Annotated in this window: 18 protein-coding genes; 7 read left to right on the top strand and 11 right to left on the bottom strand. The window is 60.2% G+C overall.

Features of this window, described 5'->3' with window-relative positions:
* Positions 1-138 precede the first annotated feature (138 nt).
* The 3 genes from B0G75_RS30080 (at position 139) to B0G75_RS30070 (ending at position 2,673) form a co-directional block, all read left to right on the top strand.
* Positions 139-738: a ParB-like protein gene (locus B0G75_RS30080; RefSeq protein WP_106313681.1), complete on the top strand. Its 600-nt coding sequence runs from the start codon at positions 139-141 to the stop codon at positions 736-738.
* Positions 739-790: 52 nt separating this feature from the next.
* The gene (locus B0G75_RS30075) at positions 791-1,663 is read left to right on the top strand and encodes an endonuclease/exonuclease/phosphatase family protein (protein WP_106313680.1); all 873 of its coding nucleotides are present in this window, start codon (positions 791-793) and stop codon (positions 1,661-1,663) included.
* Positions 1,664-1,755: 92 nt separating this feature from the next.
* Positions 1,756-2,673, top strand: coding sequence for a YihY/virulence factor BrkB family protein (locus tag B0G75_RS30070; RefSeq protein WP_106313679.1), 918 nt, complete (start codon positions 1,756-1,758; stop codon positions 2,671-2,673).
* A gap of 191 nt (positions 2,674-2,864) precedes the next feature.
* Here the strand turns inward: B0G75_RS30070 and B0G75_RS30065 are convergent, their stop codons facing one another.
* Positions 2,865-3,128, bottom strand: a complete 264-nt coding sequence (locus B0G75_RS30065; protein WP_106313678.1) for a DUF2934 domain-containing protein — start codon at positions 3,126-3,128, stop codon at positions 2,865-2,867.
* Between the two features lie 716 nt (positions 3,129-3,844).
* Between B0G75_RS30065 and B0G75_RS30060 the strand changes: the two genes are divergently transcribed.
* Positions 3,845-4,189 carry a hypothetical protein gene (locus B0G75_RS30060; protein WP_106313677.1) on the top strand — a complete coding sequence of 115 codons (345 nt, stop codon included), beginning with the start codon at positions 3,845-3,847 and terminating at the stop codon, positions 4,187-4,189.
* 76 nt (positions 4,190-4,265) lie between these two features.
* On the opposite strand, the gene B0G75_RS30055 is transcribed toward B0G75_RS30060, so the two are convergent.
* From B0G75_RS30055 to phaP, 5 genes are all read right to left on the bottom strand, one after another.
* A complete protein-coding gene (locus tag B0G75_RS30055) occupies positions 4,266-4,931 on the bottom strand; it encodes a protein-L-isoaspartate(D-aspartate) O-methyltransferase (protein ID WP_106313782.1) in 666 nt (221 codons plus the stop codon).
* Between the two features lie 201 nt (positions 4,932-5,132).
* On the bottom strand, positions 5,133-5,318 hold the full coding sequence (locus B0G75_RS30050; RefSeq protein WP_146142552.1) for a hypothetical protein: 186 nt from the start codon (positions 5,316-5,318) through the stop codon (positions 5,133-5,135).
* A gap of 229 nt (positions 5,319-5,547) precedes the next feature.
* On the bottom strand, positions 5,548-5,706 hold the full coding sequence (locus B0G75_RS40840; RefSeq protein ID WP_181309383.1) for a hypothetical protein: 159 nt from the start codon (positions 5,704-5,706) through the stop codon (positions 5,548-5,550).
* 27 nt (positions 5,707-5,733) lie between these two features.
* Complete coding sequence (gene phbB, locus B0G75_RS30045) at positions 5,734-6,477, bottom strand: acetoacetyl-CoA reductase (RefSeq protein WP_106313781.1); 744 nt, start codon at positions 6,475-6,477, stop codon at positions 5,734-5,736.
* Between the two features lie 157 nt (positions 6,478-6,634).
* Positions 6,635-7,201: a TIGR01841 family phasin gene (gene phaP / locus B0G75_RS30040; RefSeq protein ID WP_106313675.1), complete on the bottom strand. Its 567-nt coding sequence runs from the start codon at positions 7,199-7,201 to the stop codon at positions 6,635-6,637.
* Between phaP and B0G75_RS40315 the strand changes: the two genes are divergently transcribed.
* Entirely contained in the window at positions 7,200-7,391 is a 192-nt protein-coding gene (locus B0G75_RS40315) for a hypothetical protein (protein ID WP_146142551.1), read from the top strand. The genes phaP and B0G75_RS40315 overlap by 2 nt on opposite strands.
* Before the next feature lie 44 nt (positions 7,392-7,435).
* Here B0G75_RS40315 and B0G75_RS30035 read toward each other — a convergent pair whose 3' ends face one another.
* Positions 7,436-7,633, bottom strand: a complete 198-nt coding sequence (locus B0G75_RS30035; RefSeq protein ID WP_106313674.1) for a hypothetical protein — start codon at positions 7,631-7,633, stop codon at positions 7,436-7,438.
* Between the two features lie 1,138 nt (positions 7,634-8,771).
* Between B0G75_RS30035 and B0G75_RS30025 the strand changes: the two genes are divergently transcribed.
* Positions 8,772-9,059, top strand: coding sequence for a hypothetical protein (locus B0G75_RS30025; RefSeq protein WP_106313672.1), 288 nt, complete (start codon positions 8,772-8,774; stop codon positions 9,057-9,059).
* 247 nt (positions 9,060-9,306) lie between these two features.
* Here B0G75_RS30025 and B0G75_RS30020 read toward each other — a convergent pair whose 3' ends face one another.
* Entirely contained in the window at positions 9,307-9,579 is a 273-nt protein-coding gene (locus B0G75_RS30020) for a hypothetical protein (RefSeq protein WP_106313780.1), read from the bottom strand.
* A gap of 218 nt (positions 9,580-9,797) precedes the next feature.
* On the opposite strand from B0G75_RS30020, the gene B0G75_RS30015 reads away from it, so the two are divergent.
* Positions 9,798-10,517: a hypothetical protein gene (locus B0G75_RS30015; protein WP_106313671.1), complete on the top strand. Its 720-nt coding sequence runs from the start codon at positions 9,798-9,800 to the stop codon at positions 10,515-10,517.
* Positions 10,518-10,743: 226 nt separating this feature from the next.
* Here B0G75_RS30015 and B0G75_RS30010 read toward each other — a convergent pair whose 3' ends face one another.
* The 3 genes from B0G75_RS30010 to B0G75_RS30000 all read right to left on the bottom strand — a co-directional run bounded on the left by B0G75_RS30010 (position 10,744) and on the right by B0G75_RS30000 (position 14,933).
* A complete protein-coding gene (locus tag B0G75_RS30010; RefSeq protein ID WP_106313670.1) occupies positions 10,744-12,225 on the bottom strand; it encodes a sensor domain-containing diguanylate cyclase in 1,482 nt (493 codons plus the stop codon).
* A gap of 574 nt (positions 12,226-12,799) precedes the next feature.
* Entirely contained in the window at positions 12,800-13,282 is a 483-nt protein-coding gene (locus B0G75_RS30005) for a cupin domain-containing protein (protein WP_106313669.1), read from the bottom strand.
* Between the two features lie 223 nt (positions 13,283-13,505).
* On the bottom strand, positions 13,506-14,933 hold the full coding sequence (locus tag B0G75_RS30000) for a cytosine permease (protein ID WP_106313668.1): 1,428 nt from the start codon (positions 14,931-14,933) through the stop codon (positions 13,506-13,508).
* Positions 14,934-14,941: the final 8 nt, after the last annotated feature.

The raw sequence follows: 14,941 nt of genomic DNA, 5'->3' as shown, positions 1-14,941 counted from the left end.
AGTGCTTGAGGGCCCGTAATGACGAATGCCATGCACGCACCCTGCCGTTATTCACAGCGTTCACAGCGGCATGCGTCTTGCGGGAGAGTGCAAACAGCACTGGCTCCGGCCGACTGCTTTTTTTGCATGGGAGACGGCATGACCGCACTAAAAATCGAACGCCTGCGTCCCACTCAACTTACACACGGCGCGCGGGAGGTCCGCGAGAAAATCAGGCAATACAAAGCGCTGAGCGGGCACGATCTGGAGATGACCATCGCTGAAAAGCCGATCCCCATCGTGTACGGTCCCGGCGAGATGCCGTTTGCGATCGACCATCATCACGTGGCCGCCGCGCTCTGGCACGTGGGCATCAAGTCCGTGCCGGTCGTTCTGGTGAGGGATCTTTCGGCTTATTCGCAGGCTTCCTTCTGGCTCAGCATGGAAAACGAACGGTGGACCTACCCGTTCGACGCTGAAGGCAAACGTCGGCCGTTTTCCGATCTGCCGAAACACATCTGGGCGCTGCCTGATGACGAGTACCGCAGCCTCGCGGCGGCAGTTCGCGACGCCGGCGGTTACGAGAAAACCAATGTCCCCCTGGAAGAATTCCGCTGGGCCGACTTCTTTCGCTCGAATCTGCCACGACCGGACAGTGATGAGAAATTCGCCGCGCTAGTGGACGAAGCGATCAGGCTGGCAAAGACCGACGCGGCGCTGGGACTGCCCGGCTACCTCGGTCCGGACACGGACGGCTAGCCTCTGCCCAAAAGAAACCGGCCGGCGCAAACCGAATGGAGAACTAACCGCCATGAAACTCGTCGATTGGAATGTTCAATGGGGACGCGGCGTGGACGGCCGGGTCGACCTCGCCCGCATTGTGCGCGAAGCGCGCGCGCTGTGCGATTTCGACATCCTCTGCATGCAGGAAGTCACGCGCGGTTTTCATGAGGACCCGGCGTCGGGCGGTTTGGCCGGCGGACCATCCGCCGATCAATTCGCCGAACTGGCCGCGCTACTCCCCCAGTTCACGGTGCTCGACGCGGTGGGCTCCGATCTTCCAGCGCTCGGCGCGAGCCGCCATCGGCGTCAGTTCGGCAATGCGATCGTGACGCGCTTGCCCGTCAGGCAGGTGTTGCGCCATTCCCTGCCCTGGCCTGCGGATCCCGCCAAACCGTCGATGATGAGAGTGGCGCTCGAAGCTGTGATCGATACGGATATCGGTGCAATCCGGGTGATCTCCACGCACCTCGAGTTCTATTCGGAGAAGCAGCGGCTCGCGCAACTCGCCAGATTGCGCGAACTGCACAGGCAAGCGTGCGATCACGCGCGAGCGCCCGCCAAGGCGGAAAAAATCGACAGCCCGTTTTCCGACACCGCGCGGCCTATGAGCGCGGTGGTCTGTGGTGACTTTAACAGTGCCTTCGAAAGCAGCGCGTATTGCCGGATGCTTGAACCGATTGCCGATGCCCCGCGTTTTATCGATGCGTGGGCCATTGCACACCCTCGCGCGCCGCGTGCCCCGACAGTGGGTTTATATGACCACGAGCAGTGGCCGGAGGGTCCATTCGCCTGCGATTTCATCTTCGTAACGGAGGACCTGACATCGCGCATTGCGGCTTGCGAGGTCGACCCGGACAGCGAGGCCTCGGATCATCAGCCGATGTGGCTCGAATTGCACTAGGCCCGGACAGCGCAAGTGTATCCGGCGTCCCGGCGGCTCGGAAATTGCTCGGCCAAAGACACTGAAGGCAACGAGCCGGCGGGAGAAACAGCATGGAATATCAGCGACGCAACGCAGGCTCACGATCCAGCCGGGCAGGCGGTGCAGTGGCCGTCATGAAAGACGCCGTCGAGCGATTTTCGTCGGACCGGTGCGCGATGATGGGCGCGAGCATCGGTTTCTACTCCGCGTTTTCGCTGGCTCCGACTTTGCTGATCGTCCTCGCGATTACGGGCTGGTTCGTCGGCCGCGACATCGCGCAGGGGCGATTCTTTGGTCAGATCAGGCAGTTGCTCGGCAATGACGCCGCCGCGGCGATGCAGGCTGTCGTCGAACACGCGCATCGTTCGAATGGCAGCGGCATGGCTGCGGCGTTCTCTGTCGTGCTGCTTCTTGTCGGGGCCTCGGCGACGTTCTCCTCCCTGAATACAGCACTCGATGTCGTCTTCGCGGCGAAATCACCTAAAGGCCTTGCCGGCCTCGCGTGGGTGATACGGGCGCGACTCGTCTCGCTCGGCCTGCTCATGGGACTCAGCTTCCTGCTGGTGGTCTCGCTGGTCCTCGACGCCGCGTTACAGACGGCCGGCAGTGCCGTTTTCGGGAGCTCGACGTTCGGCGTCGTTGCCGACGTCGCGCAGTCTATTTTCGGCCTCGTGATACTGACTTTCGGACTCGGTGCGCTGATCAAGTGGCTCCCCGACAAGCGGGTCGACTTCCGTTCCGCGTTGATCGGCGGGGCCGTCGCGGCGTTGCTGTTCACGGTGGGCAGGCACCTGTTCGGCTTCTATCTCGCGCATGCTGGAACGGCGGGCGCCTTCGGCGCAGCAGGTTCGCTCGCTGTGTTGATGATGTGGCTATATTTTTGCGCCATCGTTTTTCTTTTCGGCGCGGAGGTCACGGCTTCGCTGTGTCAAACGCCGAAAGACGGTAACGCGGCGGACGTCAAGGCTCGCCTGAACGCTGCACATTGAAGCGCCCTAACAAAACGGACGATGTGAAACTGACATCCGAGGCGGCGAGTGCGCGGCGTCAATTCCTCGCACGCGAGCCGCATCAACCTGACGCAATTCTATCGACGCCCGCAACGCAATTCGGATAGTCCGATTAGCCAGCGAGCAGCATCCGCGAGCCGTGCACCCCGAACGCCACGGCAGCGCCGGCGCTACCGTTTCTCCCGACTCGCCGCATCCGCATCACCGCCAGCCACGTCCTGCAGTTGCTCTTCCGGCGCGATGCGCCCGCCCCGCTCCCGTTCCGCCGATTGATCGGCGCTCGGTTCAGGACTGTCCTGCGAATCGTCACCCTCGGCTTCGATCTGCCGGCGCGCTTCCTCCCAGTGCTTTTCCGCGTTGTTGTCCGGTGACGGATCGTTTTCCCAGAGCTGATACGCCCGGGTACGAATGCGGGCTTCGAGATCGTTGTCCATGCTGCGTTTCTCCGTAAAAAATAGCCGCCGCAACGCGCTGTGGATGGCGTGCGGCGATGCGAGCCGGTGTCGCTGCGAGTCCGGCGTCTTGCTGTCGTTCGCTGATCAGCCCGCGCACGATGGACCATGAAGCTGTACCGTGTCTTGACCAACAGCGGCCAGACAGCGTCGTCCGTCATGTGGACTCACGCTGCGTGATAAGAATGGCAGTGTGAGGACGAGCAAAGCCCATACCCGCGCGACTGTAGAGACATGGGCGGCGTCGGCGCGTCAGTCTTTGGCGGTTAGCGGCTAGCGACGTCGCTGCTTAGTGGTCATGCTGTGACTGATCACGCGCTACCCCTTCACACATGGCGGTAAACATACCCATAGATGTGTCGCGAAAGTGGCGGTTTCCACACGGCGTACGATGCCTGCTCAAGTTGCAATGCAGCGTAAAAATTCGCGCGTATGCGTGTTTCTTCTATAAACCGCTAAGGGATCGACGGTTGCCCCTTTCCCTGACTGAGCAGTCGCATCATGGCAGCGACACGCCAAACCGCAATATCGACGAGAGATTCAACGGGCCCTGGCGCACAGACCGTCGCCGATTCCGGCGCGCAGTCCTAACGTTCGGTGACCTTGCGGACTATAACGGTACTCATACAGCGAACGTCCTGCGAGCAGCCGATCCGCTCTAACCCCTGCCCCGCACGACTGGCCATTCGGAGTTCAGAATGCAATCGACCGACGAGCAAATCGCAGTGCCACCGGACAATCCCGCCACGAAAGAGATCGCGGTTGGAAACAGCACCGCGGGGCAGCACGATCGTTACCGGCTCACCGTGCGCGCAAAGGCAGGGCATTTGAGGGTCGTTGCCGCGTGGCAGGTTCTCGGCTGCGAGGCGCCACAGGCAGACCACGTCCGGATCCGTGTGGATCGCCGTCACTGCTACGAAGAAATGACCATAACGTTCACGGCGGTGTCGCCCGATACACTTGCGGCGATGGTGGGCCGGCTGGTCGCGCTCCCGTGGGCGCTCGACGCGTACTTTTGTCCCTGTGCGTTGGCCCAGGGGTAAGTCATTTCCCTCCCGGAACCCGCCGCCCGACGAATGCCTGGCGCGCTCGTCGGTTGACGCCTACGCGCGCATCGACTTACCGCCCCTCCGTGTCGCCCCAGCCCTGAGCACCAATCAACGGCACAAAACGCACGAGATCGAGCATTTCCTCGTGATAGGTCGTGCTGCTGTCGCGAGTGAGCCGGATCAGCCGCTGATGGTCCGGATCCGGACCCACCGGCATCACGATCCGGCCGCCGATTTCGAGTTGCGCGCTCCACGCGGGTGGCACGCCCGGACCGGACGCGGTGGCGACAATTGCATCGAACGGCGCGCGCGCCGCCAGCCCGAGCGTGCCGTCGGCGGTGTGGACGTTCACGTTGTCGTAGCCGAGCGCGCGTAGCCGTTCCATGGCGCTCTCAGCCAGTTGCGGGTGACGCTCGACCGTATCGACGCGTGCAACCATTTCGGCGAGCACGGCCGCGGCGTAGCCGGAACCCGTACCGATCTCGAGAACACGGTCTTCCGGCTTGAGCCGCGCCGCCTGCAGCATGCGCGCGACCATGAAGGGTTGGGTGATAGTCTGGCCGGCCTCGATCGGCAGGGCCGCGTCCGCATAAGCCCACGCACGCAGATCAGGACTCAAAAAGGCCTCGCGGGGTACGCGCCGCATTGCGTTCAGAATGCGCGGTTCCGCGATGCCGCGCGCAATCACTTGCCGCTCGACCATCGTTTCGCGCGACGCCGCCAGATCTTCATGCACCGTGATTCTCCCCTCGCTGTTCAGCGGCTCGCTGTCCCGGGGGCTGCCTTTACCATGCATCACGATAGCGCGGAAAACGCCAGAAAACATGATCTGAAAATGAAGACTAGGGTGTTCGCGGCAGAATTCCGATCCGGATTCATGACCGCCTACCGTTTCCAGCAACTGACGTGCCCTAAGATCACTTTCGCGCACGGTTCATCACGCGCGGCTACGCCGATGAAAGCGCCCGTCGACATGAGCGAGGATGCTGCGCGACAGGCGCCTGGCGCGCCCTTGCATCATGCGATCGGACGCGCGCGAGAACATATACGACGCAGCGAGCACTGCCAGCACGGTCGCGAGGAAGAGCACCAGCGACGTCGCCCGGCCACTCTGCCCAAACACGCCCTCGAAAAAGTGCAAGGTCGAGTAGACGCAGATGAAGTGCCACAGGTAAATGCATCGGGAATCGCATCCGATCGTCGGATGGCGACTAGGGGAGGATCAGGCGTAGACGTGTTGCGTTACGAGCAAAGTATGTTCATTGCGCCGGTTCAGGGAATTCCGCTGGTCGAGAGAGAGGACCAGCGGAATTCGCGGCCGGTCACCGCGCCCGCAAACGCTCCAATACTGCTCAATGCCGGGCGCTGCGCCAATGCGGCCAGTAGTGATGGTGACCCATCTGCCTAAGCCGCTTCCGACGCATTTGCTCCTGGTGATAGTGAGCGGCGACGAACGCGGCTGCGGTCGCCATCACGAACGAACCCACGACGATTGCCACTGCTTCATCCATCGGAACCTCCGTTGCTGACTATCCGCTTCATTGCAGGTGCTGCCCGCCATTGATCGCAATGTTGGCTCCGGTCACGAAACCGGCGTCGCGCGAACACAGGTACAGCACGAGCGCGGCGACTTCGTCGGGCTGTCCGAGCCGGCCGACCGGAATCTGCGGAATGATCTTCGTCTCGCGGATTTCCTCGGGCACCGCCATGACCATCTTCGTTGCGATATAACCTGGCGAGATCGTGTTGACGGTAACACCTTTCTTCGCCACCTCGAGCGCCAGCGATTTCGTGAAGCCATGCATGCCGGCCTTCGCCGCCGCATAGTTGGTCTGGCCAAAGCCGCCCTTGGAGCCAATGATCGACGACACGTTGATGATGCGGCCCCAGCCCCGCTCGACCATGCTGTCGCACACCGGCTTCGTCATGTTGAACACCGAGTCGAGGTTGGTTCGGATTACCGCGTCCCAATTGATCTTGTCCAGCTTCTTGAAGCTCGCGTCGCGCGTGATGCCGGCGTTATTGATCAGGATATCGACCGGGCCGACTTCGGCAGCGATCTGCGCCGCGCATCTGCCGCACGAGTCGTAGTCGGCGACATCGACCGCGTACGCGCGGAACTGTCGTCCCTGCGCTTCCATGCGTGCGAGCCACTCGTTCGCGCCGGTGTTGGCCGGCGAACAGGTGACCACGACCGCATACCCGGCGTCATGCAGCTTGATGCTGATTGCTTCACCAAGTCCGCCCATTCCGCCCGTCACCACCGCGATCTGCTTTGCCATCGAATCGTCCTCGCAAAAATTGGCCTCGTAGATATCTGGAGCCACACTGCATTCAGTCAAGAACTTGATGTACTGGAAAGCCGGTTTCCGCCTCTCCCTCAGTATTCCTTCATATAGAGCAAGAACGGCAACGCGGGCATCGCTGCCCGCGTCGGCCTTATCCCTTCGCGCCGGCGGCTACGGGAACCTGCTCGGCGCGTCGCGCGGCCTTCGACGCTGTGGCGGTGACCGAGTTGAAATTGCTTTCGGCGGCCTGAACGGCCTGTTGCCCGGTTTTCTGCAGCGTTTCGTACAGCGTGCTCGTGGCGCTGATCGCGGACTTCCACGCGGCGATCGCCGCTTCGGAACCTGCCGGCGCATTCTTCGCCGCTTCCTCGACGAATGCCTGCACACGTGCGTTGTGCCGTTCGTACTGCGCCTGGGCGAATTGCGTGAGTTCAGCCTGCGTAGTCGATGCGATGTCGAACACTTGCCGGCCGTACGACAGCGATTTCTCCGCGAAAGGGCCGGTGAGGCCTGATTGCAGCGCGAACCACTGCAGCGGGTCTGTCGTGCCGGGTGCCTTCGTCATATTCTCCTGCGCCTCGGCCAGCGCGGCCCTGACGACCTGCAGGTTAAGCGCAGCCAGTTTCTCCGCGCCTTCAAAGATCTTTCCGGTCAACCCGAAAAATGCGTCGAGGCTGGCCTTCACGACAGCGGCCTGGTCGGGACTCGATAGAGCCATGGTTGAATTCCTCAAATTCGATCCGGTGCACGAAACCCCCGATCGGACGGGTGTGTTGCGACGGATCGCGATGGTGGATAAATCGAAGCGCAAGGACGCCTGTCAGGCAGAATGCGTCGCGAGAACTTCGACGGTCGTTACATCAACAGGCACTGCAAACCAACCCGCAGCCACGACGCTGCGTTCATGACTGTGTCTTCGGCGCGCTAGCCGGGCGGCGCGAAGCGCGAATGTCTAGCGCATCCGGGCGACCGCCTTGAGAATGGAATCGCCGTCGCTCGTAAGATGAGCACGCGGGCGTCCTGACGCAATATTTTCCAGCGAGATAAGTTGCCGCTCCAGCAGCGTGTCCAGTTCGGCGCGATCCAGTTCGATCTGGTCGGGTGCGTTCTTGATGAGCATCAAGGTGGCGAATTCATGGGGACCCAACATTGCGTCTCCTCGATTTAGTCTCTCTACGCGGAGAGCACGAATTACCTCTCCTGCGTGACTGCCGGCAATTCTTCCTGCCGCCCCCTCCGTGAATAATCATGCGGGAGATCGAATCACGGAGACGCCATCATAACCGTTCAATTTTTGAACGCAATACGCGAAATGCTTTTTTTGCGCTGGCCGGTTTTCTTTTTATAAAAAATACCAAGGCGAAGGCTTTCCAATTTGGCCACGCCATCGCCGAAAGTCCCCTACCAGTGAGCCTTTGATCTATTCAGTTCACATATTCTTGTTTTAATAGCTCACTTACTTAAAGGCTTGAATTTGTCGGAAATCGACAGGCCGATTTATATTTGAATCGAATATTTATAAGTCGTGGCCTGCTCGTTATGATTACGCCAAAATTGCGAAACATTTATTACAGATGAAGCATTTGGGCTCGCATTGCCGGGGCAAAACCGAGCGCTACCGCTCGCGTGCAATTCGGCGGGCCCTGTCAGCCATCTCTGGTTCGGCGGATGTCGCCAAAATACTTGATCCGGCGGGCACGTTCTTCGTCTTCGACGGAGGTATGATGGATGTCGATGGTCACGTTTGCGTAGGAGGAAATCATGCCTTCAACCCCGCCCACACGTCCCACTCACCGGCCAGGAATTCCAGACCACCCAGTCCGCGGCGTGACGCCGGGCAGGCGGTCGCCGGCTACTGAATCCGCGCCACGCACCAAGCCCGATGTTCCCGATGCCGCAGAAGCGGAACCGGTGCCGCACGAGCATCTGCCGAGCAGGTCGGACGACAATTGAAACGCCTGCGTTCGAAGTGACGCCGCGCGATCGCGCTCCGTGCGGCCAACCAGAACACGCTTAGGAAGCTCGCCGGCTTTGGCAGGCTGAATTTTTTAAAACCCGCGTCTTTTACAGAAACCAGAAATATCGCGGACAAGTCGCGGTGCCCCCGTTTCGCGCAGCCAACTCGACCACGAATGATCTATAACAATAAGGCGCCGCGGAATGACCAGGCTGCGTGCTGCCCGGCCGCCCTTAAAGTCGGCAATTCAACCGTGGAGGTTTAGCGAAGACAGCCTGATGAATCCATGCTTTGTCTGTTCGAATCTCGATTAGCAGGTATCGGAGGCAACATGAAGTACGAGTACGGCGGCTGGGTCATTGACGCAACCCCGGATTTTTCGCTTGGTCAGTTCTTCGCGCATGCGCGGATCATACGAACATCGCCTGACGACGATGTGGACACTGAAATGCACATCGAGCGCAATCTTGCATGGTTCGAAACCGAAGACGAGGCAATCGAGGTCGCGCGGCAATGGGCAATCGAGTGGATCGATGCGCGCGACGATCACCTCGCGATGACGGACCCCGGTTCGTTGACCCGGCAGAACGAACGACCGGCGAAGGTGCCGGCCAGATAACCGGATACCGTGGTCCTGAGCTGGACGACTGGCCGTGTGGCCATTGCGCAACGTTTGCGTCAGCGACGATCCAGGCCCGTTCCACGGCGGATGCCGCCATGCGGCCACGCGCCAATATTCAGACGAGACACCTGATTGCTTCGGAAACGCCATTGTGTACGATAGATCCAACGCCAGCGCCTCATGCGCGGCGTGTGTGTTCCGGCCGCAGCGATTGCTGCGGCTTTTTTTCGTCCAGACACCATCGTCAGCGCGCGAACGTATCGTCCACTACCCGCTGCCCTGCGCTATAGCCTGCCATGAGCGCCTCGGCCTGGGTCGGGAACGGCTGCTGGACGGTCGCGCCGAGGCGGATCGGCGCAACCACGGGGCGCGTGGCGCCCACGGCACCCATCGTTCTGACTTGCACGACCGCGACGAAGCCGCGCGGAGGCAACAGCGTCACGCTGCCCGCGGTCTCCCAGACCGGCTCTAGCTCCACGGTGACCTCAAAGCCTTTGTACCCGTAGATTCTTTTCATTGACGATCCTGCGTGTTCTACCCGGTCGTTAAACCGCGGAATGCCCTCCAGGAAAGTGTACATCGCACCTGGAGCCACGCGACGAATGGAATTCCGAATAGTTCGCTTGCAAGCGCGTGTTCGCAAAAGAACGTCGCTCACATCATCCGCTTGACCGCCCTCAATTTGCGCGCACACTGCCTATTTACAGTGACTGTCTCCAAACAGGGAGCACGACCATGACCAAGCCTTTTCAGCAGTGGAAAGTCTTGCCGCACGGCAAGCTCACGGAAGTCGACGAGAACATTCTTACCGTGACCGGCGAACTCCACATGCCGCTCACCGACCTTCCCCGACGCATGACCGTGGCGCGGCTGAACGATTCGCGGCTGGTGATATTCAGCGCCATCGCGCTCGATGAAGACGAGATGCAAGCGCTCGAAGACTACGGACGTCCCGCCTTTCTGGTGGTGCCCAACGACCATCATCGATTGGACGCGAAAATCTGGAAAGAGCGCTACCCGTTGATGCAGGTCGTCGCGCCCGAAGGTTCACGGGCCAAGGTGGAAGAAGCCGTGCACGTCGACACGACGGACCCCGGCTTCGGCGATCCGAACGTGCAGTTCGTGACGGTGCCCGGAACGCGTGGCCATGAGGCGGCGCTCGTCATACGCACGCCGAACGGCACGACACTGGTGCTGAACGATCTGGTCGGCAACATTCGCCATGAATCCGGGTTCGGCGGCTGGTTTCTGCGCATGATGGGATTTGCGGGCGACGAACCGCATATTCCGAAGCCGGTGAAGTTGATCCTCGTCGCGGATAAAGAGGCGCTGCGCGCCCAGCTTCTGGAATGGGCGGAACTTCAATCGCTAAAACGCATTCTCGTGTCGCACGGTTCGCCCATCGAAGACGATCCGAGCCAGACTCTGCGCGCTCTGGCGAGTTCGCTGGCGTAGCGTCAAAGCGCGCGACATCGCCGTGATTTCCGGTGGCCGCCGGCTCGCCCGCTCCGCTTGGCATGCTGCTCCAAGGCAGACAAGCATCCATTAGGATGGCGATCTATCGCAGCGTCCTGATCTCAATGACTAGTCCGTAAAATCGCGCTGACGATGGATTGCCCTCTTCGATGAGCCGATCAAGAAGGATGCCAAGCCGCCTCTCTTCCTCCGCTCAATGGAAAAGTCACCCGGCGAGAATGTGGTCTGTATTGGAGTCTATTCGACAAGCGGGATCGCGATTCTTGGCCTGGTACATCGCGATATCCGCCTTCCGGATGAGTTCATCGGAGTCCTCGCCCGCTTTCAGAATAGCCATACCGAAGCTCGCACCGACCGCCTCGACCCCCCAACGCGAATTCAGGGGAACCTGCAGAGCAGCCGTCAATTCAGCGACCATTTGCCCGACTGCGCCGGTGATAGCGTCAGTCTCGAGTACGACGAGGAACTCATCTCCGCCGAGGCGCCCCACTACGCCACGCTGCTGTAAGGTGGCGTGCAGGCGCGCCGCCACCAAGGCCAGAATCTCGTCGCCACACTGATGGCCGTACGTATCGTTGAGTTCCTTGAAGTTATCCAGATCGACAAAAACGACAGCGACTTTCCCGACCGCACCAGGCGCCGCGATCGCCTCATCGAGCAGGTCCACAATCTTGCCGCGGTTCGGCAAATCCGTTAGTCGGTCCGTTTGAGAAAGACGCCGCAATTCTTCCTTGCCGTTGAGGAGTTTGACGATCAGAGCAGTAATCCAGGCCGATAGTGCGGCAAGCATCACCGTGATGGTCGAGGCCATCGTCACATACACGCGGCGCATCCTGAAGTAATCGTCCAGCGCCTCATCCACAGCAAGACCGGCGACGACAGTCAAACCATATTTCTCGAGATGGCGACTTGCTACAACGCGTTCGACGTGATCGATCGGATCGGAGAAGTCGGCCAGCCCCGTCTTGCCGAGGGGCACGTAGCTGCTCGGCAGCGCCTCGCCGGACCGGCTCGGCGAATTGCCCGCACGACGCGACAACATGAAGCCACGACCGGACAAAACGGCAATCATGCCGCGCTCGCCCAGCGCAGCATTGTTGTAGAAACCATCGGTCAGATACGCCGGGTCTTCCGAGACGATCACCACCCCACCGAAACTTCCGTCGGGACGGTCGATACGGCGGGTTGCCTGAACGGACCACTGCTTGGAAATACGTCCAATCACAGGTTGGCTGATGAAGAGCCCGATGTTTTCAGGGGACAGGTGGACCCGGAAATGTTCCCGGTCCTTGAGATCGACCGTACCCGTAAATGGCAACGTCGATGCTATCGCGTGGCCGTCGGCACCCGCAATGGTGACCTGCAGGGCCGTGTCCGCGGTAATCAGTCCGTATGCGCGGTACGCTGCCAGGTCGAAGGTTTGCGGCGTACGTTCGTAACCGTATTTGACCAGCAACGCGATCTCGTCGACATCGTGGATGGTCTTCAGCGTATGGGTTTCCAAAGCATCCGCTAGCGTGCGGGCCGCCACGCGCGTGTCGCGCATCACGGAAGCCTTCTCGACCTGCAGGCGCAACAGTATGGTGACCCACAGTATGCCGAGGACCAGGACGGTCAGCGCGGGCACCAGAATCAGCGCGTGGCGGGAGGATCTGGTGCTTTTCGTGGCGTAAATTGTTCGATCCATGTTTCGTTTTCACACTGCACAGGCGAACGCGAGTCTCTCAGTGCACCGAATGATCACGACGTTTCGGCAGCACGCTTGACGACGCCAGCACGATTCCTGGCTTTTCCGAATGAAGTGACGGGCCGGCCGTTTTCAGGTCGCGCAATGCTATAACGACAAATCGCGAAAAAAGTTTATTGTTTTTGATGAAATAAAAAAGGACGGTCGTTTTGTCTGAGGATAGATGGAATGACATGCACCCACCATGCATGGAACCGATAAGAAAGCCACACGAGGCTTGGCAAGACGTTCTGCGAGAACAATCGCGGCTCAATGTGAGCGAAGCGAGAAATTCTAAATCCCGTTTATATCCCGACGACTCAAACCTCGGTATAAATTAATTCGGCGATTGAACGACTTCTCTGTTATCAAATAATCTCCCCGATCAATGCGAGCGACGATCGGCAATGGCAAAGATATCGTGAAGATCATGCGGGCTCAGAAGCACGGACACAGATCAACGCGAGATGCCAGCACTCCCTGGGCTCACGCGTCAGGTTTTAATGCATGGGCCCGCGCCCCATCCCCAAACGCATTAGTCCGGCATCCCGTTATGTTCACCGAGCGGTCTGCTCGGCCAGTCCGTCCAGCGGTCCGTGCGCGTGCGTTCGTGCGCCTCGTTGAGCGGATAGCGGATACGGTTGTCTTCGCGCGGCCGCTCGCCGATCACCATCAGCCTGACCTCTTCGGCGGTATTGTTGATGAACGTGTGGCAAATACCCGTGCCGGCCGGGAATGCAACCGAATCGCCTTCAGCAAGAGGATGCAGAACGCCGTCGATCCAGACCTCAGGCTTGCCATGGAGCACGTAGACGAACTCCTGTTCAGTACTTTCAGCGTGCGGATATGATGTGCGCCGACCGGGCAGAAGCCTCACGTGATGAATGCCGATCCGCGTAATACCCATCGCGGCGGAGAGCGGGGCGTCGAGGCCCATTGGTTCGGAATCGCCGCGATAGCAATGCGCATCGGGTTCTTCCAGTTCGGTCCAGTGTTTGATGAAATCGGGGCGACCCATCGCTTGTTCTCCTTAAGGACGAAAAACGATGATAACCGGTTGCGGAGAGCGTTCAACGAAACACCGTCATCCGCCGCACGAGCGCCGAGCGATTCACATAATCCGCCGTGCTGCAGGCATCACAATTCGCGGCCCCACTTCTTATCCGCTCCAGCAAAGCCAGAGTATCGGCGCGACCTTCGCCAGTTCCGCACGCATCTCCGACGCGCAGGCACACCAACAGTCACGACTGTCTCGCCGCACAACCCGTAACGCCGGCAGCCGTTTGTCTGCGCCGATAGTCTGTATCGCGTGAAGCGAGCCAGTAATACAGCGGCGAAGTCAAAAGCAGTCCGATAACCCAGGAGAGATCCGCGCCGTCGAGATACTTCGGCACCGGACCTGCATACATCGGCGTGTTCATGAATGGAATCTGCACGACGATGCCGATCCCGTAGGCAATCAACGCCTGTGGATTGAAGCGGCCGTAGATGCCGCCGTCCACCTGGAAGATCGACTGGATGTCGTATTTGCCCTTGTGGATCACATAGAAGTCGATAAGATTGATCGCAGTCCACGGCACCAGCACGACCAGCAACGCAAGCACGAGATCGACCAGATTGCCGACGAAGTTCGTCGACGCGCCGATCGCTCCATAGCAGCATGCGAGCAGAATCGCGATCGACAGCACGGCCCGCGCTTTCGCCGTGGGAATCCAGCGATAGGCGAACGTCTGCAGCGACGTGATGGCCGCGAGTACCGCGCCGTACAGGTTCAGCGCGTTATGGCTGATCACGCTCAGCAGGAAAAGGACGAGCATCGGCAGCCCGAGCGGTCCGGTGGCCTGCTTGACGGCGTCCATCGCGTCGGCGCCGGGCGCCACCGCCAGCACGGCGACCGCGCCGAAGACGAACGCGAGCGTCGAGCCGATCGTGCAGCCAAGGTAGGTCGCCCAGAACGTCGACGCAACGCGCACGTTCTCCGGCAGATAGCGAGAATAGTCGGACACGTACGGCGCGAAAGCGATTTGCCAGAGCGCCGACAGCGAAACGGTCGCGAGCCAGCCGGCGATGTTGAATCCGCCGCGCGTCAGAAAGTCGTCCGTCGCGATATGCGTGAGGATATAGCCGAATCCGATGACGATGCCAATTCCGAGTACCCAGGTCCCGATGCGGTTCAGGATATGGATGATCCGGTAACCGATGATACCGATCAGCCCCGAGCCCAGCGCGCCGATCACGATGCCGACGGGAACCGGAATACCCTTTTCGATGCCATGAAGAGACTTCCCGGCGAGCACGATATTGGACGCGAAGAACCCTACGTACATGACACCTGCGATCACCGTGACCAGCAGCGCACCCCATGAACCGAACTGCGCGCGGCTCTGAATCATTTGCGGGATACCCATTTGCGGACCCTGCGCCGAATGCAACGCCATCAGCACGCCGCCAACGGCCTGACCGACGACGATCGCCACGATGCCCCACAGCAAGTTCAAGTGGAAGATCTGCACGCCGAGCGCGCCGGTGACGATGGGCAACGGAGCGATGTTTCCGCCGAACCATAGCGTGAACAGATCGCGCACCTTGCCATGGCGATCCTCGGGCGGCACATAACCAATGGTGTGTTTTTCGATCAACGCCGGGGCATTGTGTTCCGAAGTATTCAAGTTCGTCT

This window comes from Paraburkholderia sp. BL18I3N2 (assembly GCF_003001875.1).
Classification (GTDB): domain Bacteria; phylum Pseudomonadota; class Gammaproteobacteria; order Burkholderiales; family Burkholderiaceae; genus Paraburkholderia; species Paraburkholderia phytofirmans.
This window is presented reverse-complemented; position numbering and strand designations above follow the sequence as displayed.